The 22276-nt window shown below is 67.8% G+C and carries 21 protein-coding genes and 1 pseudogene; 11 read left to right on the top strand and 11 right to left on the bottom strand.

Annotated features, from left to right (window positions below; genetic code table 11):
• The first annotated feature begins 49 nt into the window (after positions 1-49).
• From N801_RS10790 to ccsB, 5 genes are all read left to right on the top strand, one after another.
• Positions 50-403: an MMPL family transporter gene (locus N801_RS10790; RefSeq protein WP_035937549.1), complete on the top strand. Its 354-nt coding sequence runs from the start codon at positions 50-52 to the stop codon at positions 401-403.
• A 182-nt stretch (positions 404-585) separates the two neighbouring features.
• Positions 586-1203 carry a TlpA family protein disulfide reductase gene (locus tag N801_RS10785; RefSeq protein ID WP_035937546.1) on the top strand — a complete coding sequence of 206 codons (618 nt, stop codon included), beginning with the start codon at positions 586-588 and terminating at the stop codon, positions 1201-1203.
• 4 nt (positions 1204-1207) lie between these two features.
• Positions 1208-1957 (top strand): cytochrome c biogenesis CcdA family protein, encoded by a 750-nt coding sequence (locus N801_RS10780; RefSeq protein WP_035937545.1) that lies wholly within the window; start codon positions 1208-1210, stop codon positions 1955-1957.
• Positions 1957-3546, top strand: a complete 1590-nt coding sequence (gene resB / locus N801_RS10775) for a cytochrome c biogenesis protein ResB (protein WP_035937543.1) — start codon at positions 1957-1959, stop codon at positions 3544-3546. The genes N801_RS10780 and resB overlap by 1 nt, the downstream gene beginning before the upstream one ends.
• Positions 3543-4526, top strand: coding sequence for a c-type cytochrome biogenesis protein CcsB (ccsB, locus tag N801_RS10770; protein ID WP_035937540.1), 984 nt, complete (start codon positions 3543-3545; stop codon positions 4524-4526). The genes resB and ccsB overlap by 4 nt, the downstream gene beginning before the upstream one ends.
• Before the next feature lie 360 nt (positions 4527-4886).
• On the opposite strand, the gene lnt is transcribed toward ccsB, so the two are convergent.
• The 3 genes from lnt to N801_RS10755 all read right to left on the bottom strand — a co-directional run bounded on the left by lnt (position 4887) and on the right by N801_RS10755 (position 8187).
• A complete protein-coding gene (lnt, locus tag N801_RS10765; RefSeq protein ID WP_211254713.1) occupies positions 4887-6458 on the bottom strand; it encodes an apolipoprotein N-acyltransferase in 1572 nt (523 codons plus the stop codon).
• 326 nt (positions 6459-6784) lie between these two features.
• Positions 6785-7420, bottom strand: a complete 636-nt coding sequence (locus N801_RS10760; RefSeq protein ID WP_052112860.1) for a DUF305 domain-containing protein — start codon at positions 7418-7420, stop codon at positions 6785-6787.
• Positions 7421-7563: 143 nt separating this feature from the next.
• Entirely contained in the window at positions 7564-8187 is a 624-nt protein-coding gene (locus N801_RS10755; protein ID WP_035937586.1) for a thioredoxin-like domain-containing protein, read from the bottom strand.
• 510 nt (positions 8188-8697) lie between these two features.
• Here N801_RS10755 and N801_RS21575 point away from each other — a divergent pair.
• Both N801_RS21575 and N801_RS10745 read left to right on the top strand, forming a co-directional pair.
• Positions 8698-9240 carry a VldE C-terminal domain-containing protein gene (locus N801_RS21575; RefSeq protein ID WP_156996693.1) on the top strand — a complete coding sequence of 181 codons (543 nt, stop codon included), beginning with the start codon at positions 8698-8700 and terminating at the stop codon, positions 9238-9240.
• 362 nt (positions 9241-9602) lie between these two features.
• On the top strand, positions 9603-10385 hold the full coding sequence (locus N801_RS10745) for an SURF1 family cytochrome oxidase biogenesis protein (RefSeq protein WP_035937584.1): 783 nt from the start codon (positions 9603-9605) through the stop codon (positions 10383-10385).
• A 257-nt stretch (positions 10386-10642) separates the two neighbouring features.
• Here the strand turns inward: N801_RS10745 and N801_RS21885 are convergent, their stop codons facing one another.
• Together N801_RS21885 and N801_RS10735 are read right to left on the bottom strand one after the other, a co-directional pair.
• Positions 10643-10930: a tyrosine-type recombinase/integrase gene (locus tag N801_RS21885; protein WP_084108709.1), complete on the bottom strand. Its 288-nt coding sequence runs from the start codon at positions 10928-10930 to the stop codon at positions 10643-10645.
• Positions 10931-12358: 1428 nt separating this feature from the next.
• The gene (locus tag N801_RS10735) at positions 12359-13045 is read right to left on the bottom strand and encodes an ABC transporter ATP-binding protein (RefSeq protein WP_084108706.1); all 687 of its coding nucleotides are present in this window, start codon (positions 13043-13045) and stop codon (positions 12359-12361) included.
• A gap of 246 nt (positions 13046-13291) precedes the next feature.
• On the opposite strand from N801_RS10735, the gene N801_RS10730 reads away from it, so the two are divergent.
• The gene (locus N801_RS10730; RefSeq protein WP_245618383.1) at positions 13292-13951 is read left to right on the top strand and encodes a YibE/F family protein; all 660 of its coding nucleotides are present in this window, start codon (positions 13292-13294) and stop codon (positions 13949-13951) included.
• On the opposite strand, the pseudogene N801_RS21570 reads toward N801_RS10730, so the two are convergent.
• The 6 genes and pseudogenes from N801_RS21570 to N801_RS10705 form a co-directional block, all read right to left on the bottom strand.
• Positions 13948-14070, bottom strand: a pseudogene (locus N801_RS21570) (two-component sensor histidine kinase); the annotation flags it as partial. The gene N801_RS10730 and the pseudogene N801_RS21570 overlap by 4 nt on opposite strands.
• 667 nt (positions 14071-14737) lie before the next feature.
• Positions 14738-17032, bottom strand: a complete 2295-nt coding sequence (locus N801_RS10725; RefSeq protein WP_035937529.1) for a heavy metal translocating P-type ATPase — start codon at positions 17030-17032, stop codon at positions 14738-14740.
• A gap of 40 nt (positions 17033-17072) precedes the next feature.
• Positions 17073-17294: a heavy-metal-associated domain-containing protein gene (locus N801_RS10720; protein WP_035937526.1), complete on the bottom strand. Its 222-nt coding sequence runs from the start codon at positions 17292-17294 to the stop codon at positions 17073-17075.
• A gap of 142 nt (positions 17295-17436) precedes the next feature.
• On the bottom strand, positions 17437-17745 hold the full coding sequence (locus N801_RS10715; protein ID WP_245618382.1) for a metal-sensitive transcriptional regulator: 309 nt from the start codon (positions 17743-17745) through the stop codon (positions 17437-17439).
• 294 nt (positions 17746-18039) lie between these two features.
• Positions 18040-18981 (bottom strand): HAMP domain-containing sensor histidine kinase, encoded by a 942-nt coding sequence (locus tag N801_RS10710; RefSeq protein WP_245618381.1) that lies wholly within the window; start codon positions 18979-18981, stop codon positions 18040-18042.
• A gap of 191 nt (positions 18982-19172) precedes the next feature.
• Entirely contained in the window at positions 19173-19916 is a 744-nt protein-coding gene (locus N801_RS10705; RefSeq protein WP_035937520.1) for a response regulator, read from the bottom strand.
• Positions 19917-20104: 188 nt separating this feature from the next.
• Between N801_RS10705 and N801_RS10700 the strand changes: the two genes are divergently transcribed.
• Genes N801_RS10700 through N801_RS10690 form a run of 3 tightly spaced genes read left to right on the top strand, consistent with a single transcriptional unit; the run spans position 20105 to position 22215 of the window.
• Entirely contained in the window at positions 20105-20308 is a 204-nt protein-coding gene (locus N801_RS10700; RefSeq protein ID WP_245618379.1) for an SHOCT domain-containing protein, read from the top strand.
• Positions 20309-20354: 46 nt separating this feature from the next.
• A complete protein-coding gene (locus tag N801_RS10695; protein WP_035937514.1) occupies positions 20355-21848 on the top strand; it encodes a multicopper oxidase family protein in 1494 nt (497 codons plus the stop codon).
• Positions 21841-22215, top strand: a complete 375-nt coding sequence (locus N801_RS10690) for a hypothetical protein (protein ID WP_035937511.1) — start codon at positions 21841-21843, stop codon at positions 22213-22215. The genes N801_RS10695 and N801_RS10690 overlap by 8 nt, the downstream gene beginning before the upstream one ends.
• Positions 22216-22276: the final 61 nt, after the last annotated feature.

The raw sequence follows: 22276 nt of genomic DNA, 5'->3' as shown, positions 1-22276 counted from the left end.
GATCGTCCAACCCAATGGCGGGGGTGCTTGAGGAGGGTCCCCAGGGCGAATGCGAGGGATCAGCGACGTCATCGAGGAAGACTCAAGCGCCTTGCGGATAAGCGCCACCGGGCCCGCCCCGGTCGGTCTCGCCGTCGTCTTCTTGGCCCTCGCCGCCTTTGATCTCACCGCCCTGAAGGTGATCGGCGTGGGCCTCACCCTCGCCGTCGCCCTCGACGCCACAATCGTCCGCACCCTGCTCGTCCCCGCGATCATGCGGCTGGCCGGCGAAGCCAAGTGGTGGGCCCCGCGCCGCTACGGCGCCGTCACAAAAGGTTGGGACTCACCGAGCAACTCCTCAAGACACGGAACGGAGAAGCATCATGCTGGTGATCTGCATGCGCACCCGCGGAGCGCTCGGTGACCCGTACGGACGGACTGCGACTGCTTCGCCCGCCAGCCGACCGACCGCTCTGGTTCGTTTGCGACAATCTCAGCCATGACCCAGACCGACGCCTTGTCGAACCGCAGAGACGAGCTCGAGTTGCCCGCTTACAGCGAGCCCGCTGCGGCATCGTTGCCCCTCGTCCCTTCGGGGGCGTGCGCATGACTCGTCACACCACTCGGTATGCCGTGATCCGCGCTGGCATTGCCCTCGCCTCGTGCGTTGCTCTGCTAACCATTGGAGGCTGCTCGTCGGATCCCAACTCCATCGCTGAGCAGGCCAAGCGGGGCGACCAGAAGGGCTACATTGCCGGCAACGGTGCGATCGAGCAGATCCCGGTCGCCAAGCGGTTGAAGCCCATCACGCTCGAGGGCACGACCCTCGACGGCACGGAGTGGTCGAGCACGTCCGCCCGCGGCAAGGACATCGTCGTCATCAACCTCTGGGGCTCGTGGTGCCCACCCTGCATCGAGGAGGTTCCCGACCTCGAGAAGGTCTGGACCGAGGTCCAGGCAGCCAAGAAGCCGGTGCAGTTCATGGGCATCGACTTCCGTGAGTCCCCCGAGCGCGGTCGGGCGTTTGTGGCGACGCAGAACATGACCTACCCGAGCCTGAGCGACGAGTCTGGCGTCCTCATCCTGGCCTTCGGCCGTCAGGCACCGACGAGCCCGCCCTCCACGCTCATCCTCGACCGTGACGGGCGGGTTGCCGCTCGTGCCAGCGGTGTCGTGTCGGCCGCGACGCTTCGGGGCCTGATCGACGACGTGCTGAAGTCCTGACCCCGTGACCGACACCATCGCCTCCGGTGCCCTACCCATCGCCGTCCTCATCGCGGCCCTCGCCGGGCTCGTGTCCTTCGCGTCGCCGTGCGTGCTGCCGCTCGTCCCCGGCTTCCTCGGCTACGTCACCGGGCTGAGCGAGACGGCGCTGGAGCACCGTTCACGCGGCCGGATGGTCTTGGGTGCCGTGCTCTTCGTCCTCGGGTTCGCGGCAGTGTTCGTCCTCGGGTCGATCTTCGTCGCCACCGTCGGCCGTTCGCTGACGGTGCACCGTGAGCTGCTCATGCGGGTCGGGGGCGTGTTCATCATCCTCATGGGCCTGGTTTTCCTTGGGCTCGGCGCCGGCGCAGGTTCACAGCGTCGGCTCGCCCCGTCGTGGCGCCCGCGGACCGGGCTCCTCGGGGCACCGATGGTCGGGGCCGTCTTCGGTCTTGGCTGGGCGCCCTGCACCGGCCCCACCCTCGCCGCCGTCATGACCCTTTCAGCCTCGACCACGAACCCGAGCACCGGTCGCGCGGTCACTCTCGCCACGGCATACGCCCTTGGGCTGGGTCTGCCCTTCATCCTCGCGGCAGCCGGGATCGAACGCTTCGGCCGCGTCTCCGGCTGGGTCCGACAGCACCACCGCGCCGTCCAGTACGTCGGCGGCGGGCTGCTCATCGTCGTCGGGCTGCTGCTCCTCACCGGAGTCTGGGAAGACCTCACCCGCTGGCTTCAGGCGGAGCTCGTCTCCGGCTTCAAGGTGGCGATCTGATGAGCCTCTCGACCCAGCCGAGCGACCCCCGGCGCGACGAGGGTATCGCCCAGCCGACGCTCGGCACGCTCGGGCTGCTGCGGTTCGCGTGGCGCCAGCTGACCTCGATGCGCACGGCCCTCTTCCTGCTGCTGCTCCTCGCGGTCGCTGCCCTGCCCGGCTCGATCTTCCCGCAGCGCTCCATCGACGCCGTGCGCACGGTGGACTGGATGGCTCGGCACGAGACGGCTGGGCCGATCCTTGACAGCCTCGGGTTCTTCGAGGTCTACGCCTCACCGTGGTTCGCCGCCATCTACCTGCTGCTCCTCGTCTCACTCGTCGGCTGCGTCCTGCCGCGTTCCAAGATCCACTGGAAGGCCATGCGCTCGCAGCCACCGCGCGCGCCGAAACGGCTGGAGCGACTGGCTGCCCACAACTCGGTGACCGTTGACGGGTCTCCCGACGCTGTGCTGGGCGACGTCCGGGCAGCGCTCAGGTCCAGCCGCTTCCGCACCCACTCGCACGACAACTTCACGGTCTCCGCGGAGAAGGGCTACCTCAAGGAGACGGGCAACCTCTTCTTCCACCTCGCGCTCATCGGCGTCATCCTCGGCATGGCCTGGGGAAACCTGCTCGGGTGGAAGGGTGACGTCATCATCCCGGTGGGGCAGACGTTCGCCAACACTGCGGCGCGCTTTGACACCCTCAGCCCGGGGCCGCTCGTGGACACTGCCGACTTCGAGCCCTTCGCGATGAAGCTCACCCGCTTCGACGCCGAGTTCGAGACCGACGTCCAAGGCCAAGGGCAGTTCGGGTCGCCACGGGACTTCACGGCATACGTCGATTTCACCAAGGAACCCGGCGCGAAGGTCGAGAAGAAGGTCATCCGGGTCAACGGGCCTCTCGAGACCGGCGGCGGGACCGCGTTCCTGCTCGGCAACGGCTATGCGCCGCGCCTCACCGTGAAGAATGCCGAAGGCGAGGTCACCTATTCGGAGGTGACACCGTTCCTGGCACAGGACAACCTTTACACGTCCGTCGGTGCCGTCAAGGTCGCCGGCGCGGGTGCCGTGGGCAAGCAGCTCGGGTTCGCCGGGCTCTTCCTGCCCACGGCCGTCCTCGACGAGCAGGGGCCGCGCTCGATCTTCCCGGATGCGCTCGAGCCGGCTCTCGCCCTGACGGCCTTCGAAGGGACCCTGTTCCCCGGCGGTCGCCCGCAGTCGGTCTACTCACTCGACACCGCCGAGATGACTCAGCTCAAGAACAAGGCGGGCACCGGCCTCCTCCGGATCTGGCTCACGCCGGGCCAGACCTACACGTTGCCCGGCGGTCAGGGCACCATCACCTTCGACGGGCTCGAGCGGTTCGCCGGCATCTCCATCCGCAGCGACCCGGGCAAGGAGTTCACCTTGGCGTCCTCGCTCGTGGCGCTGGTGGGACTGCTCCTGTCGCTGACGATCCGGCGGCGTCGGGTCTTCGTGCGGGTGGCGCCGGCCCCGGACGAGGGACGTACCGTAGTGAGCATCGGCGGACTGGCCAAGGACGACGACGAGGGCATGGGCGAGCAGCTCGAGGACGTCCTCACCCGACTGAAGGAACGACGCACGTGACCAACGAGACCCTGGCGAACTATGCCAACCTCAGCCTCTACTCCGCCATGGCGGTGCTCACCTTCTCGATGCTCGGGTATGCCGGCTACCTCGCCGGGCTGCTCCCGGCGCGTGACGACCGGGCCGAGCCCGCGGACGCGGTCGACCGCGAGCTCGTCGCCGCGGGTGGTGGCACGGTGTCCGGCGATGCGTCGCCGCATGGGGCCGGGGCTGCGCCCGCGACCGAGTCCGACGTGCCGCTGCGGGCCCGCAAGGCCGGAGGGATCGCCGAGACACTCGCCATCCTGGGCACGCTCATGCTGCTGACCTCGGCCGTTCTGCGTGGTGCGTCGGTGGAGCGCTGGCCTCTGGGTAACATGTTCGAGTTCGGCGTCGCCTCAGCCCTGTTCACAATGGCGGTCTTCCTCGTGTGGGGTCTGCGACGCGACCTGCGCTGGCTCGGGGTCTTCGTGGTCGCCCCGGTGCTCATCCTGCTCGGGCTCGCCAACACGATCTGGTACACCGAGGCGGCCGAGCTCATGCCGTCGCTCAAGAGCATCTGGCTCGTCATCCACGTCACCGTCGCCACCATCTCGGTCGGGCTGTTCGCCGTCGGGTTCGTCGTCGCGCTCCTCTACCTGGCCAAGGACCATTTCGGTGAGCGTCGCGGTCTGCTGCGCGTACTGCCCGACTCGCGCACCCTTGAGCGCCTCAGCTACGGGCTGCACATCGTCGCGTTCCCGCTGTGGACGTTCACCCTCATCGCCGGCGCCATCTGGGCCCGGCAGGCCTGGGGCTCCTACTGGAACTGGGACCCCAAGGAGGTGTGGACGTTCATCATCTGGGTCGTCTACGCGGCCTACATGCATGCCCGGGTGACGCGCGGATGGCGACGTCAGTCGGCGACGTGGATCGCGGTCGCGGGCTTTGTTTGCATCATCGTCAACTACTCCATTGTCAACATGTACTTCGTTGGCATGCACTCCTACTCGGGCCTCTGACATGGCCATGGTGCGCTCCCTCATTGTGAGGACCCCGGTCTTCGTTGGGTGCCCGTGATCCGGATAGGTGTTCCGCTCAGGTTCCTAACGACTTGGGGATGTAGGACACGCACGCGCGCGACGAGCAAGCCGCCGCAGTGGGACTACTGGCAATCAGCCGTTGTATTGGCGCATCTCCTGCCGTACCAGCCACGCGCCCAATCTTCGAGAGCGCGGCCGGAGCGAACAACAGCTAAGACTTCACGACGACCACCTGCAGAGTCTGCCAACTGGCGAATGCGGCGTCGTGGTCAGTCAGGGCCCCCGATTGCCTGGCGCGACTCCTCTGTGTGAACCACGCGCGAGTGCCCTCGCGTGCGTCTAGGGATGCAGCAGGCCCTGGCAGGGATGAACCAGCCGTCGTGGCGGGCTGTTGCGAGGTCGTAAGCGCCGGCTGCGGGCCAGGACCGGTAGCAGGAGGCCGGTCGCGATGATCGCGATCTCAAGTGCGCCGCCGATCTGCACGGCTGGGGTGATCGTCGTCGACAGGGGCAGTGATGCGCTCAGGACCTCCGTGGTGAAGTGACCACCACGGACGACGAGCCGTCCGTCCGGCCGGATCAGGGCGCTGACTCCGACGGTGGACACGTGAGCCACGGAACGGCCGAGTTCCACCGCCCTCAGGCGTGACATCGCGAGCTGCTGCACGCTTTCATCGGTACGGCCGAAGGTGGCGTTGTTGGTGGGGACGAACAGGAGCTGCGCACCTTGTTTCACTGCCGTGCGCAAATGGTCATCGAACGCGACCTCGAAACAGATCGCCACCCCGAGGCGCACTGGACCGGCGTCGACGATGTGGGCACCGTTGCCCGCGGCAAAGTCGGTACGAACCAGGTCGACGGTGCGCGTGATGGCCCGAAAGAAGGATCGATACGGGACGTACTCAGCGAAGGGGACCGGCCGGTGCTTGTCGTACCGGTCGACAACCCGGCCTGTCGGGCCCCAGACGAGCGTCGAGTTGGAGACCTTCGGTGCCGGTTCCGCTAGTACCGCCCCGACGACTACCGGTACACCCACCGCTGCTGCTGCCCTGGTGATCTCACGCTCGGCCGCCGCGTCCCGGATGGGGTCAATGTCGCTGGAGTTCTCCGGCCACAGCACGATGTCGGGCTTGGCACGTCGTCCCTCCTGGACCTCCCGAGCCAGCCGAAGCGTGCCATCGACGTGGTTGGCCAGGACCGCTCGGCGCTCAGCGTTGAACTCCAGGCCAGGTTCTGCGACATTGCCCTGCACGGCCGCGACGGACAAGCCATCGGAGCGCGCATCCTGCCCGAGTGCGAGAAGCGGGGCTCCGGCCGCTACCAGCGTTGCCGCGCCCACCAGCAGTGCAAACCCGGCACGGACGTGTCCGGGCCCGCCCCACCGATGAGGCCGCAGCTGCAGCATCGCTAATCCAGACAGGGCTGCCGCGGCGGCGACAACGAAGGTCACGAGCGGCGCGCCACCGAGCCACGCCCAGCCCAGGGCAGGGCTGTCCGCTTGGGAGAACGCCACGCGTCCCCACGGGAATCCACCAAAAGGCGTACTCCCCCTGGCAGCCTCTTGGGCGAGCCACAGCGGGGGGCACAGAAGGAGCTGGATCGACGGTGTCCGTACCCGGCGACCCAGGACAGCGACCGTCGCGCCGAATGCCGCAACGTATAGCGCCTGCAGAGCGGACAGGGCCAGCCATGGGACCGGGCCGACGTAGATTCCGGACCACGACAGATGAGGCACGAAGAAGCCCAGCCCGAAGACCAGGCCGAGAAGGCTCGCCAAGGCCACCCCTCGTCCGCGCAGGAGGAGGAACAGCACGGCCAAGCTGACCGGTGCCAAGGGCCACCAGCCCCGCCCTGGAAATGCCGCATCCAAACCGAGCCCGGCCGCCGCAGCGGCGGCGAACCGTAGCGTCATCGGCATAGCTTGCCGAACGACATTCTTGGTTGAGGGACCGTCCGACGCCTGCCGAAGGGCTGGGTCCGTCTGGAGTTGTCGGGGCTTGCGCACCCGCCAATACGTCGACGCTCCGCGCTCTCTGCGGTCGACCTCAAGCATCGAGTGCAGGATGTAGGAGAAGGCGAAAATGATCGTTAGCGGGCCGGATCAGGGAGTGCTCCAGTCGATCGAGAGACGTCCCGACGGGGCGGGGCGCCGGGCGGGCCGGGCGCTCCGTCGTGGCCGGCACCCGCTGGCGGAGTCAGCAACTAGGCATCGCTGCCGCCCTTGGTGCCGCGGCACCCTCACGAGTCGGTCCTCTCCGTCAGCAGTGTCGTCAGCTGTTCGCTTTCCACGGTCTGGGCCTTCTGGATCGCCGACGCCAAAGCCACGACTTCCGAGCGATCGGAGAGGGAGAGAATGGCGTCAGCCATCTCGACGCCGCCCTTGTGATGCTTGATCATGAGGGTCAGAAACAGCCGCTCGGCGGCGATCCCCGTGGCGGCGCGAAACTGCGCAAGCTCCTCGCCACTGGCCATGCCCGGCATCCTTCCGGGCGAGGGTGCTTCCGTGGGCGCCGATGGGGTTGCGCCATGCATCATGTCCGTCATCGGCTGTGATCCAGACGTGCCCATCCACGTCATGGCTGGGTGAGAACCAGTCTGCGGGAGTCCCCACTGGGTCAACCAGCCGTACATCTGCCCGGCTTGCTGCTGCTGTGTGGTGATGATGTCGTAGGAGATCGCCCGCAATGTCGGGTCAGAGGTCTTGTCCCGGATGATGAGGGCCATCTCGACCGCTTGGGCATGGTGGGCCTGCATGTCCCGGGCGAAACCAGCCTCGGCGCTGCGATCCCCGGGGTGGGCCCACGTGCGCGACGCCCCCCAGCCGATCATTCCTGACGCCAGCAGCGCGATCAACGCGAAGGCTGTCAGGACCATCGCACGTTCGAGCCGTCCCCATGGGCGCGGAGCCTCAGACCCAGCCGGTTGACCGGGTGCCTGACTGACTGGGGGCTCGCTCAGGGGTTCCGGCAAGTCGGAGGGCCCAGGACCGCTGCCGTCGCCAGGGCCGCGGGACGCCATCACGAGGTGGGCCCACCGTCCACGCCACCCGTGCAAGGCGCGCCCGGCTCGGGCGCCTGCTTGCCCTGTCGGAACTCACGGACGAACTCCGTCAGACGGGCATCGTCCGCCCCGGACAGGTGCAGCTGCTTACCCCAGGCAGACGCCACGAGGGGCGAGGGCAACCCCTCGTACGGGGACAGGACCATGTACGTGTCGGGAACCGACTCGCGCAGCTTTTCAACCTGCGCTGCGGGCAAGTCAGGGCTGTAGGTGATCCAGACCGCCCCGTGCTCCATTGAGTGCACCGCGTTCTCGTCGACCACGGGGGCGTCGTACATGCCACAGTTCAACCACACCGGCGCGTGCTCACCGCCAGCGGGAGGGGACTGTTCGTACGTAACGGGTTTCTCGGTGTGACCGGCTTCCGGCGTGAACGTCTGCACCGCGCCGAGGCTGGGGGTGTTCCGCTGGTCGAGAATCAGCGCCGTCGCAACCACCCCGACCACGAGCATCACACTCGAGACGGCGGCGCCCCAAAGCATCAACCGCTGCCGCCGCTCACGCCGGGCTTGCTGCTGGCGCAGATCCAACAACTTCTGCCGGCCGGGCCTAGCCTGCTTGCCGCCATCAGTCAGTGACACACCTATCTCCTTGCTCAACGAGGCCCTCCACCTACCTTTGGGGCTCACGCCAAGGGTAAAGGGCCAGTCCTGGTGAGCCGCGCAGCCCTCCAAGGTGTCCATGGCCGACATGTTGGCGCTGACGTCGGTTGGACCGTCTCGGCCGTCGGGAGCCCTCGTTACCGCAATGTGACATTCAGCGTCGCGGCGGTTACGTTGGTGCGCGTTTTTAGCCCCGCTCCGGAAGGCATGATCGTGCAACCCCCCCACCCAGCAGGCCGACGACGCGCGAACGGCCCGGTACGTCGGGTCCCGGGGCGCGCTCCGCGCGTGATGATCGCGTCCTGCGCCAAGGCTTTGGTGGCGGCCGGCCTCATCGGTGGGTCCATGGCGCTCCTGAGCTTGCCCGTGGGCCACGCCTCAGCCACCTTGCCGCTGCCGGACACTTCTACTGAGGCAGCCACCGAACGAGTTGCCCCCTCAGCTGCCTCACGCAGCGCCGGCCGCGCGTCCGCGGCAACCCGCGGGGCCGTGTCCGCACCCGCCAAGCCTGCGCGAATCGGCGCGACGCCGGTAGGAGTATCGGGGGTAAAGGCAGTTCCGAAGCCGAAGCCGAAGCCGAAGCCGAAGCCGACGCAGACGCCGAAGCCGAAGCCGGCGCAGCAGCCCATGCGGCCAAGAGCACAGGCGCCGGCGGTCAAACGCAAGACCTCCCCGCCCAAAGCCGAGCGGGTGGATAGCGTCTCACGACAGTGCCTCGGCCTAGGAGTACATAGGTCGGCGGCCCGCTTGTGCACAGCCGTCCAGCAACGATTCGGTCTGACGTCGATCGGCGGCTACCGCGCAGGGGCAGGCGAGCACGGAACTGGCCAAGCGTTGGACCTGATGGTGTCATCACGGAGCCAAGGCGACGCCGTCGCGGCCTTCATCAAAGCCAATGTTGCCTCGTACAACGTCGAGTACCTCATCTGGTACCAGCGATTCTGGGAGCCAGGAGGAACCTGGGATCCGATGGACGACCGCGGTTCCACCACGCAGAACCACAAGGACCACGTGCACGTCACCATCCAGTGACCCGTTGGGCAGCGTCATGGTGTCTCGCGTCATGGGGCCGCAGCAGATCCGCCGGTTAAGCCCAACAGTTCTCGGCATTCACTTGCTCGTCCAAGAGGTCGACCTGCCCACGCACCCACCTGAGTCGGCCCGTGCAGCGCCTCCCCCCCGGCGGCCCTCGGATGGGTCGTGACCACCGGCGAAAGTCGGCGCTTCGCCCTCCCCATCCCCGGCTCAGCTGGCTGGGTCAGCATCTCGACCCATGGTCGGTCTCGCGGGTGTGCAGGTCGCGCGACGCGACCGTGGCGTGCGGTGGTCGGCGTGCCGTGCGGTGGTCGGGGCCGACAGGCATGGGTCCGGACTGGGCCGGTAGCGTGACGGCCGTGTTACGGCGTCTGTTCTCCCCGCGCTGGATGGGTGCCCTAGCCCTCGCCCTGCTGTTTGCCGTCCTCGCCTACCAACTGGGTCACTGGCAATACGGTCGCCACGAGTTCAAGGTCGAGCGCAATGCGCTGCTCGACGCGCACTACCGCGCCGACCCGGTTCCGGTGACCGAGGTGCTGTCGGATCGACCTGTCGACCGGTCGAGTAAGGACTGGACGAAGGTCACCGCGACCGGGACGTATGCCGGCCGGCAAGTGCTCGTGCGCAACCGGCCCAACAACAACGTTTTTGGCTACGAGGTGCTGGCCGCGCTGACCCTCGCGGACGGACGGACCGTGGTCGTCGACCGTGGCTGGGTAAAGAACTCCGACTTGGGCGCCTCCGTCACCCCGGACGTCCCTCCCGTCCCCACCGGTGAAGTCACCGTCGTCGGCTGGGTCCGGCCCGGCGAGACGACCCAGCGCAAGTCGTTGCCGCAGGGCCAGGTCGCGAGCATCGCCGTCCCGGACGTCGAGAAGGCGTGGGGCACCCAGGTGCTCGACGGCTACGTCGTCCTCGACACCGAGCGCACCGCCGACGGCACCCCGCCGCGACCGGACCGTCTCCAGGACCCGGACCGCAGCCTCGGACCGCACCAGGCCTACGCCTTCCAGTGGTGGATGACGGTGCCACTCGGCCTGCTGCTCATCTGCCTCGGGATCCGCCGCGAACTGCGGGACGAGGACCCCGATCGGCCGGTCAAGCCGAAGAAGGTCCGCATCTGGGACGAGGAGGACTACTGATATGTAGGGGTGCCCTGAACCGACCCGGGTTCAACGGAGGGCGGGTTCTCCCGACAGTGGCTGCGGTCGGGAGGTGTTGTGACGGTAATAGTGCTCTTCGTACTCGGCGGGCGAGACGTATCCCAGGGCGGTCTGAAGTTGCTGTTCGCTGCTCGGTCATCCCCGCGGCTAAGTCGGTGCCAGATAGAACAGAAGGGACTCTAGGCCGCGTTTCCGCAGACCAGAGCCCCTTCGACTTCTTGTCGGGGTGACAGGACTCACCCACGCGTATTGTCGCTGCCATCAGCCATGCGCTCAAGAACGTCGGCGAGTCGACGGTCGTGTGTTATGGACGTGTGAAGGTAGATGGCACTGACCTTGGGATCAGCGTGGCCCATGCGCGCTTGAAGGGTCGCCTGGCTAGCGCCGGCGTCGGCTGCCAGCGTGTTTGCGGTGTGCCGGAGGTCGTGCCACACCATCCCTTCGTAGCCAATCGAGGCAGCCGCGGACTTGAAGGCGAAGAGAACCGTGTGGCGCGAGAGCGGCCCCCGTCCTTGCGGGTCCACACGAAGTCCCTCGCCTGCATGTGCGCACGCCTGGTGATGTGATCAGACAGGGCCTCAGTCACATGAAGAGGCATATGGACGGTACGGACGCCTCGGTCTGACTTGGGAGGCCCAATCACGAGTCGTGCCGGTGTGCCAAGGTACTGGGCGGTCTGGGAGACGCGCAGGACGCCCGCTTCGAGGTCTACGTCGACGCGTCGCAGGCCGGCCGCTTCCCCGATGCGCAACCCGCACCAGCCAGAGACAAGGGTGAGGGCGCGCCACTTCCCCGCCGCGTAGACGCCCCACTGGCGTGGTTGGAAGACGGTCGCCGTGACAGCGAGCGACACCGCGGTGGCGACTCCGGTCGCGACGAACACGAGGACCAGCCGTGAAGCAATCAGTGCGGCGCGGCGCTCTCCGGCGAGTAGCAGTCGGCGGTCGGCGGCGCGGGAGTCGAGGACCATGAAGACCCCCACCAGCGAAGCGAGTGACGCGACCGCGATGGGGGCCATGGTTCCCGCATGCATGAGAGCCGGGTCCACCAGGTTCACGCGCGAAACCCCGTCCTCCCTCAGCACGACGGGCGTCTGCCCGTGTGGGGTGACTGCGTCAGCCAGAAGGATGAAGACGGCTGGAACAGCAACCAGGAGGACCCACAGCACCGGAGTTCGGATCCAGTCGCGCCAGCCCATCCGCAACCCCGTAAGCAGCTGCGCGACCCATCCATGACCCCAGGCCCGACGTGCGTTACGGCCGGTGCCACCGCCCGCCACGACGACGAACGCCAGAAGGAGCGCCCCCACGACCCAGATCGCGGACCACGCGAGCTCGCACAGTCCGGCATGCCCTGCCGGAAGGTCCACGGTCCACAGGGACACGAAATGCGTGGGAAGAAAGCGGACGATCGGCGACTCAGTTCCGCTGAGGGGGGTCCGAAGAAGACGTCGAGAATCCAGATGAACATGAACAGGACCGAGCCGTTGACGGCGTTCGGCACGAATGCGCCCACCGCCGCACCCAAGCCGACGTAGACAAGGGCGAACAGCAGAGTGCCAACCGCCACCCTCCACACGTTTTCTCCGTCACCACGCGCGAACAACGCGACCAAACCGGCGGCACTGGCGAGACCAGCCAAGACGACCCCGGTGAGCAGGCGAGCGGCCCGGAGCTGACGCGCCGGCATACCTGCGGTCACCAACCGGGCGTCGGCTCTCCGGGCGCCAGAAACCTGGAAGTACATGGCGATGCCGGAGAGGAACGCCGCTGCCCAACCCGCGGTCACCGTTTCGATGGCCGGCCCGCCTCCCGCACCACCCAAGAGTCTGGCGGCGTTGGACAGTGCCGGCGCTGCGGCAAGAACGAACGTCACGGGCACCACGACGAGAAACAGAAGATTGGCCCCGTTGCGGCCGTAGTCGGCCAGGAACCTCCGGAGCAGGAACGGCGTCATCGCTGGTGTGTCCTGCCGTCCCGGACCTCCACGATCCGGTCGAAGCGTTCCTCGTCGGTGACGAAGTGGCTGATTATGAGGACTGACCGTCCGCGGGCGCGCCGGTCAGCGACGATCTCCCAGAACCGCAAGTAGGTGTCCCAGTCGAAGCCGGAGTACGGCTCATCGAGCAGCAGCACTTCCGGATCCGGCAACAACGCAAGAGCCAGATTGAGCTTCGCGAGGGTGCCCCCGGAGAGCTGGTCTGTGCGCGTCCTCGCATACCGTTCGAACCCCAGCGCAACGTAGAGCGTCCGGCGACTTTCACGCTCGGCCGTGAAGGTCATCCCGTAGGCCCGACCAAACAGTTCGAAGTGCTCGTCGCAGTTCAACCGCGGGTACACCACCGGCTGCTGGGGGCAGTACCCAACCTGGCCGACAGACGAGACCGTCCCGGCATCCGCGGCCAAGTCACCCACGAGGATGCGCATGAGGGTGGACTTGCCGGACCCGTTCTCACCGACCAGCCCCACGACCTCTCCAGCACCCAACGACAGACTGGCACCCGTCAGCACCGGTTGGGGTCTGCGTAGCCCTCGCCGCGGATACGTCTTCTCGAGACCGACCGCATCCAACACCGGGATTGGCTCGCCTCCAAGGCTGCCCGCGGAGGAAACCGTTTCCAGGGGCGCTGTCGCTGTCATCGTTCTCACCTCGCACCTTCCATACGACCGCTCGACTCGGTTGTCCGGTCACAACCACCATGCCGTCCGGCCATGAAGATCCCGCCAGTCGGACAGTGAAGATCCCCTGAAGACCGCTGTCAGGACCCGGTGTCAGGGTGCGGGTCCTCCCAGCCCAGGGGAGGCCTCCGTCCCGCCCGACACCATCGAGCTTGCCGCGTCGCGCCGACTGGCCGGCACTCACCCCTTGCAAGGAGCTGATGCCCCATGGGCGGACACCACGCGCGTCACGGAGAGGACGACTCCGCGTCAATGCGCCGCCTCGCAGTCGCCGTGATCGTGCCCATCGCCATTGCGACCCTCGCCGCACTGGTGTGGCTGTGGCCGTCCGACGGTGTGGCCAAGGCGGCCCAGGAGTCGGGGGGTGAGCAGCTCAACGGCCGGGTGATCTCTGCACAGGCCGAGCCGTGCCCGGAGGGCCAACCCGCCGGCGAGCGCTGCGGCACGCTGCGGGTGCGGCTGGGCCAGGGGGCCGACAGTGAGGTGGTCGAGACTCCTCTGCCCAGTGGTCCGGGCGCACCTCCGATCGCCGAGGGCGAGGACGTGGTCGTCCTGCGCTTCGCCACCCCCGAGGGCGCCGAGTATGCCGTTGTCGACCATCAGCGCGCCCGCCCGCTCTGGGTGCTCGCGATCGCCTTCACGCTCGCGCTGGCGTATGCCGGCTCGTCACTGCCCCTGCTCATCCTCATCGTCTCCAGCGACAACTCCCTCGGTGGCGCACTGACCGACCAGGTGATTGCGCAGGAGATCGCTCGCAGCGCCGTGGCCACCCTCGGACTGGTGGCAGCGGTGCCGATCATGACCCTCCTGGCCGCACTGACCCAGAAGCGCGTGCAGGAGCAGGTGCCCGCCGCCGCGACCGGCTAGGGCCGAAAGCGAGGAAGCCGGATGGTGAACGTCGCCCCCGGACCGGGGCCGGGGCTCGCCGCAGACAAGCCTCCACCGTGGGCTTCGACGAGCGCCCGGCTGTGGATCAGGCCGCTGCCGCTGAGCGCCTGACCGCGGGCCCTGATCGGTGCGAGGGTGCCTGTTCCCCGAGCGTCCCCGGAGGGGCATCTTCAGCGAACCTTCACGGAAATGCGACTGCGCGACATGGGTCGGGCGAGGAGGGTTGTGTCATCGGCCCGCGGCACCAAGCATCAGTTAGGGCGGGTACGACGGCCCTATCAAGGGTGAGCGCTTCCGGCCCTCGCTGGACACGCGGTGGCAACCAACCACGAAACATCCACGACAAGAAGGAACGTCACATGACGCGCTTCGCACTGAGATTTGCTTCCGCAACAGCAACCGTTGTCCTCGGGGTGGTACTGGCATCCACCTCAGCATCGGCAGCACCTTCTGACGCCGCCACGTACGGCCAGCACGTTCGAGCATGCGCCCAGTCGATGGGATTCGACCAGACCCACAACCCCGGCATGCACCGAGGCAGCTCGATGTGGGACCCCACCCACACCTGCTGACGCCCAGACACCACGAGCCGACGGCGCCATCGCACCGTCGGCTCATGGTCGGCTCCCACAGCCCGAAGGCTGGCCGGCGACGAAACGGTCGCGAGCCCCAAGGTCAAGCCCGGCGACCTGATCGTTTGCTCCGTCTGCCAGCACGGGTGGAACCCAGACCGGGTAGGCAAGCAGGACGTGCAGGTGCTGTCCATTAGCGAGTGGGACTGAACCGCCGCAGCCGGAGGCTGTTGCTGACCACGAACACGGAGCTGAACGCCATGGCAGCTCCGGCGATCAGCGGGCTTAGCAGGCCCAACGCCGCGAGAGGCAAGGCGGCGACGTTGTAGGCGAAGGCCCAGAACAAGTTTCCCTTGATCGTGCGCAGGGTGGCCCGCGCGAGCCTGATGGCGTCGGGGGCGGCCCGGAGGTCGCCGCTGACCAAGGTGAGGTCCGAGGCCTCGATCGCGACGTCCGTGCCGGTGCCCATCGCGAGCCCGAGGTCGGCCTGGGCCAGGGCGGCTGCGTCGTTCACCCCGTCACCGACCATGGCGACCACGGCGCCTGCGTCCTGCAGTCGCTTGACGACGTCCACCTTGTCGGCGGGCAGGACTTCGGCGATCACGTCGTCGTGGGCGATGCCGACCTGCGTCGCGACGGCCCGGGCCGCTCTGGCGTTGTCACCGGTCAGGAGGATCGGGCGCAGTCCGAGGTGGCGCAGCTCGGCGATCGCCTGGGCCGAGGTGTCCTTGATGGTGTCGGAGACGACGACGACGGCGCGTACGCGGCCGTCCCACGCGACCCACACCGGGGTGCGGCCCTCGCTCTCCGCTGTCTCAGCGAACCCCTCCAGCTCGACCGGGATGTCCAGGGACCACTCCTGTGTAAGCCATGATCGTCGGCCCACCATGACGGCGTGACCATCGACGGTGCCGGAGACTCCGTTGCCCCCATGGTTGGTGAAGTCCTCCACCGGGGCGAAGTCGATCCCGGCGTCACTGGCGTGCCTGGCAATGGCGCGGGCGATGGGGTGCTCGGAAGCGTCCTCCAGCGGACCGGCGATCGACAGGACGCCTTCGAGGTCCTCGCCGACGACTGGGTGGACCGCGGCGACCCCCATGTGCCCGGTGGTGACGGTGCCCGTCTTGTCCAGGACGATCGTGTCGACACGACGAGTCGACTCGAGGATCTGGGGGCCCTTGATGAGGATGCCGAGCTGGGCGCCCCGACCGGTCCCGACGAGGAGTGCCGTGGGGGTGGCAAGGCCGAGGGCGCAGGGGCAGGCGATGATCAGCACCGCCACGGCCGCCGTGAAGGATGCCGTGGCCGAGCTGCCCGTGACGAGCCACGCCGCGAGGGTGAGCAGCGACAGGCCGATGACGATCGGCACGAACACGGCGGACACGCGGTCAGCGAGACGCTGGACCTCGGCCTTGCCGTTCTGGGCGTCCTCCACGAGCCGCGCCATCTGGGCCAGCTGCGTGTCCGAGCCGACGCGAGTGGCGCGCACGACGAGTCGGCCACCGGCATTGACGGTGGCGCCGACCACCGGATCTCCCGGACCTGCCTCGACCGGGACGGACTCACCGGTCAGCATCGAGGCGTCGACGGCGGACCTGCCGGACTCGACCTGGCCGTCGGTGGCGATCTTCTCGCCCGGGCGGACGACGAACCGGTCGCCAACGCTCAGCTGCCCGACCGGCATACGGACCTCGGTGGGTCCGGAGGGACCGTCGCGCAACACGGCGACGTCCTTGGCGCCCATATCGAGCAGAGCGCGAAGCGCAGCGCCCGAGGTGCGCTTCGCACGGGCCTCGAAGTAGCGACCGGCGACGATGAAGGTGGTGACCGCCGCCGCCACCTCGAGGTAGATGTGGGCTTCGCCCGCGCCCTCGGACCGGCTGGGCAGCAGGTCGAAAGGCATCCGCATGCCGGTCATCCCCGCGTGGGTGAAGAACAGCGCCCACAGGGACCACAGGAAGGCAGCGCCGACCCCGACGGAGATCAGGGTGTCCATGGTCGCGGCACGGTGCCGGAGGTTCGTCCAGGCCGCACGGTGGAACGGCAGCGCGCCCCAGACGACGACCGGGGAGGCGAGCGTCAGTGAGAGCCACTGCCAGTTGTCGAACTGCAGGGCCGGGGTCATCGACATCAGCAGCACGGGCAGGGTCAGGACCGCGGAGACGGTGAGGCGCTGCCGCCAGGCGACAGCCTCCTCGTCCTTAGCCCGCTGAGCAGCGTCCTCGACGGGTTGACCCTGGACCGGCAGGGTGGGGAGCGCAGCGGTGTATCCGGTGGCCTGAACGGTCGCGACCAGATCGTCAGCGTCCACGTCAGTCGTGAAGTGGACCTTGGCCTTCTCTGTCGCGTAGTTCACGCTGGCGTGGACCCCCGGCATCTTGTTGAGCTTCTTCTCGATGCGGGCCGCGCACGAGGCACAGGTCATGCCGCCGATCACGAGCTCGACCTCCCGGTCGTGCTGCTGAACGTCGTCCACGTGCGTGCTCATGGTGCTGTCCTTCCCCGGGCCCGGCTGGGCCGCTGTGTCGTTACTGGCGGGCGAGGTGGTAATCGCCGGCCTCGTCGAGGGCCGCGGCGACCTGGTCCTCCGTCAGGGGTGCCGTCGCGGCCACGGTCACGGTGGAGCAGCCACCGGCGACCAGCTCGACATCGACCCCGGTGACGCCGGGGAGGTCCTTCAGCTCGCTGGTGACCGCAGACACGCAGTGGCCGCAGGTCATGCCGGTGACAGGAAAGCTCTGGGTGTTCAAGTCGGACTCCTTGCTTGAAGGGGCGTTGTCGGGTGCGGGCGACGTCCCACCGCAGCACGCGCAGCCGTTCGACTGCGCCAGCGGCAAGGACATGTCAGGAGCGTTTTGGGACATCGGGTTTCGCTTTCTGTGGGCGCGTTCGCTACGAGCGGACGAGTCGGGCTATCGCGGCAGAGGCCTCGTCGATCTGGCGGTCGAGGTCGGGCGTGGCCCCGTCCGCCGCGTGGGATATGCAGTGCCGTAGGTGGTCGTCCAGTAGGCCGAGGGCTACCGCCTCAAGCGCTTTGGTGGCCGCGGAGACCTGGGTAAGGATGTCGATGCAGTAGGTATCGGACTCCACCATCTTCTGAAGACCGCGGACCTGACCCTCGATCCGCCGCAGCCGCCGCAACTGGTCGTCCTTGCTGTCGATGTAGCCCGGCACGACCCTGGCGGGACTCTTCTCGCTCATACGCCTCCTCCTCGGTGTCGACAGGTCCAACATACCCTCCAGGGGTAATATTCCGAGGTTGCCGTGGGTGCGATTTCGCTTTTGCGTCAAGGTCGGCGGAGCAGGGTGCACATGTGCGGATCTTGCCCCAGTGGTGCTCTGAGCTGCCGAGACAACTGCGATCGGCCAGCGGCGGACTTTGGTCACGTGACTCCTCGCCGTGTCGTGTAGCGCTCACCCTGTGAGGTGCCATCGAGGAGTTCGTCGCAGGTCCTATGTAGTTTCAGTGAAGCCCACACAGGTGCCGGAGCCGGCTCACCGGCTACGCCCGGTTGAGGGAAGTCGGATGGTGAACTCGGCTCCGCTCCCGGGGCCAGGGCTCGAGGCGGACAGGCCCCCGCCGTGGGCTTCGACGAGTGCCTTGCTGATGGTCAGGCCGATGCCGCTGCCGCCACGCACGCGGCTGCGGGCCGGGTCGGCGCGGTAGAACCGCTCGAAGACGTGACCCAGATGGTGGGCGTCGATCCCTTCGCCGTTGTCCGTCACGGTGATCTCGACCCAGTCCGGGTCGGGCTTGCGCACGGAGACTCGGACGCGACCGCCGGGAGGGGTGTGCTGCAGCGCGTTGTCCAGTAGGTTGCCGAGCACCTGGGCCATGCGGTCCGGGTCGGCCATGACGGAGCCCGCTTGCCGGGTGTCCACGTCGAGGGCGACCTGTTTTGCGTCGTACGCGTTGTGTGCAGCCGCTGTTGCCGACTCGACCAGCGTGGTCGTGTCCGTGGGCACCGGTCGGAGGTCGAGCCCGCCTTCCTCCGCACGGGCGACGGCCGTGATGTCCTCGGCGAGGCGCTGGAGGCGTGCCGTGTTGCCGTGCAGCACCTCGAGAGTCTGGTCGTCAAGACTGCGTATGCCGTCCTCGATCGCCTCCAGGTGGGCCTCGATGCTCCCCAGGGGGGTGCGCATCTCGTGCGCGAGGTCGGCCAGCAGGCGGCGACGGGTGGTCTCCACGTCGCCGAGGCGCTGGGCGAGGTCGTTGATGGTGGTGGCGAGCTGGTCGAACTCAGCGCCCAGACCGGGGCTCGGGACCTGTGACTGGTAGTTCCCGCCGGCGATCCTGGAGGCAGAGTGTGCGACGGCGGCGGTGGAGCGCTGCACGCGCCGGGTGAAGAACGCCGTCACCCCGAGGGCCAGGAGAACTGAGGAGGTCAGTGCGACGCCTAGCGAGATGAGCAGGGCAGACCCGAAGGCCTCCTCCACGTGCGCGGCCTCGCTGGGGGAGTGACCGACTCCGGCCTGTTGCAGGTGGTCATGAAAGATACTTGGCCCGACGACAGACGCGACAAGCCAGGAGGTCACGGCGCAGGCGACCAGCACGAGGGTCTGCGCGATGAGCAAGCGCGGCGCTAAGCCGGCCCGGCCGAACCCCCGTGCCTCCCTCCGAGTCCGTGTCATTCTCCCGTCCCCATTCGGTACCCAATGCCACGCACCGTCCGGATGAAGCGGGCGGCTCCAGCGTCATCGCCGAGCTTGCGCCGCAGATGTCCGATATGAACGTCAACCAGATGGTCGTCGCCCACCCACGTGCCGCCCCATACCTGGTCGATGAGCTGCCGTCGGCTGAAGGCCATCCCAGGTCGCTCTGACAGGACGGCGAGCAGGTCGAACTCCGTCCGGGTCAATGACACAGGGTCGTCGTCGAGCCAGACGTCGCGTCCGTTGGGATCGATGGCCAGTGTCCCGAACCTGCGCAAGGTAGGGCCGTGGTTCGCGCCGTCGATAAGGCGAGGACGGCGCTGCATCGCTCGAAGCCGGGCCACGAGCTCCCGTGGGCTGAAGGGTTTGGTCATGTAGTCGTCCGCGCCGACTGACAGCCCGATCAGGGTGTCGAGCTCGTCCGCCCTTGCGGTCAGCATGACCACGTAGGCGTCGGAGAAGGTGCGCAGCTGACGGCACACCTCGATCCCATCCTGGCCCGGCAGGCCGAGGTCGAGCACCACCACGTCGGGGTCGACAGCGCGAGCCGCCTGCACGGCGGCCACGCCGTCATGGCTCAGGCGAACCTCGTAACCTTCGCGTTCCAGGTAGTTGCCGATGAGGGTGGCCATGGGCAGGTCATCCTCGACGACCAGCGCCCGGACGCCGGAGGCCGGTGTGGTGGGGTCGGGTTGCGCGGCTGCCGTGTCGTGGACCATCAGCCCATCGTGCAGGACACGATCGCTACGACCCGACAGGACGCCTCGGCACGGGCGCTTCTTCAGCGAACCTTCACAGAACCGCAGCCGTCTGAACCGGGTCGCTGTTCGACAGTGGGGTATCGAGAACGAAGGAGCTGAGGACAATGATGTGGAACGACGGCATGGGTTGGACAGGATGGGTATTGATGAGCCTGACGGCCATCGCCTTCTGGGCGCTGGTGGTGTTTGCTGTCGTGGCCCTGTTCAGGGGTACGCGCAGCGACCCGAAGCAGGCCCGGGACGAGAACGACGACGACGCCCGTCGCATCCTTGACCAGCGGTTCGCTCGCGGGGAGATCGACCTCGACGAATACCACGCCCGCCAGCTCGTGCTGCGCTCGACGCATTGACGCCAACCGGCCGGACGAAGCCCACACCCTGTCAGGAGAGCGCAGCATGCCTGCCATCAGCAGACGAACGGTCCTGCTCGGTTCCGCTGGCGGACTTTTGAGCGTCGGTGGACTGGCAGCGTGCAGCACCTCTGCAGGTACTGCAGTCGGGTCCTCGTCCCAGGCCGTCGATACGGCCGAGCGGACACGAAGAGCGGCCGGGCAACGCACCGTCACCGCGCGCCTGGCCCCCAGGCCCGCGACCTTGGACCTGGGCGGGCCCACGGTCCGGAGCTGGGCCTATGGCGACGGCGTGCCCGGCCCGCTGCTGCGAGCCACGGCGGGGGACAGGGTGGTGGTCAGGGTCGACAACGCCCTTCCCGAGTCGACGAGCGTGCACTGGCATGGTGTGGCGCTGCGCAACGACATGGATGGCGTACCCGGGATGACCCAGACCCCCATAGGAGCCGGCAGCCAGTTCACCTATGACTTCACTGTTCCTGACCCGGGGACGTACTTCTACCACCCGCACTCCGGCGTCCAGCTCGACCGCGGGTTGTACGGCGTACTGGTCGTGGACGATCCGGCCGAGCCCGGCGCCTATGACGCGGAGTGGATCGTCGTCCTCGACGACTGGGTCGACGGCACCGGCCAGACACCCGACGACGTCCTCGCCACGCTCCGGAAGGGCGGTGGCGCGGGTGGCATGGGCCACGGCTCCATGGGCGGGATGCCGATGGGCGGCATGGGCGGGGACATGCAATCGCCGCTGCTCGGCGGTGCCGGCGATGTGGCCTACCCCCACTACCTCGTGAACGGACGGGTTCCTGCCTCGCCCGTCACCTTGAGCGCGAAACCCGGTCAGCGAGTGCGGATCCGCGTGGTCAACGCTGCGTCGGACACCGCCTTCCGGGTCGCGCTCGGTGGACACCGCCTCACGGTCACGCACAGTGATGGCTTCCCGGTGCTACCGACCGTCACCGACGCCCTGCTGGTCGGGATGGGTGAGCGCTTCGACGCAGTCGTCACGTTGGGTGATGGCACGTTCCCGCTCGTCGCGGTCGCCGAAGGCAAGGCGGGACAGGGCATGGCCGTGGTCCGTAGTGCGGCCGGTGATGCGCCCGCCCCCGACGCGACCCCCGCCGAGCTGCAGAGGGAGGTCCTTCTCGGCACCCAGCTCCGCGCGGCCACGCAGGTCGCCCTGCGACCTCGCGACGTCGACCGGACGCACGACCTTGTCCTGGGTGGGTCGATGAGGAACTACCGGTGGACCATCAACGGAAAGACCTTCGACGACGCAGACCCGCTCGAGATCCGCCAAGGCGAGCGCGTCAGGCTGCGGCTGCGAAACATGTCGATGATGTTCCACCCCATGCACGTGCACGGCCACACCTTCGGACTCCGCGAGACGGGAGCTCGCAAGGACACCGTGATCGTCCGCCCCATGGAGTCCGTCGAGGTCGACCTCGACGCTGTCAACCCCGGGCAGTGGGCGACGCACTGCCACAACATCTACCACGCCGAGGCCGGCATGATGACGACCCTGTCCTACCGTGCCTGACCGGAAGCCCAGCCGCCTGGCCGCTCTCCGGGATGCCACCGGTACAGTCATCGGATCCGTTCTGGGGCTCATACCTCACGTCCTGCACCACGTCGGTCTGATCGCAGGTACCGCGTTCCTGACCGGAGCGGGCGGCAACGCTGCGCTGTACCTCGTGGGCCTCCTCCTGTCGATCCCGATGCTCAGGCGCATCCATCGCAGGTTCGGGTCGTGGCGTGCACCGGCGATCGCGATCGCCGTCTTCACAGCCATGTTCCTCGTCTCGGCTCTTGTTGTAGGGCCCGCCATCAGCGCCGACAGCGCCCCGACCGATGCGCCGAGCCCTGGCCCAACGCCAACGGTGCAGCACACCGAGCACCACACGTAAAGCCTTCAGCAAACCTTCACCAAGGGCCCGCTGCTACCTCTACTTCGGTGGACCACGGTGG

Source organism: Knoellia aerolata DSM 18566, from assembly GCF_000768695.1.
GTDB classification, from domain to species: Bacteria; Actinomycetota; Actinomycetes; order Actinomycetales; family Dermatophilaceae; genus Knoellia; species Knoellia aerolata.
This window is presented reverse-complemented; position numbering and strand designations above follow the sequence as displayed.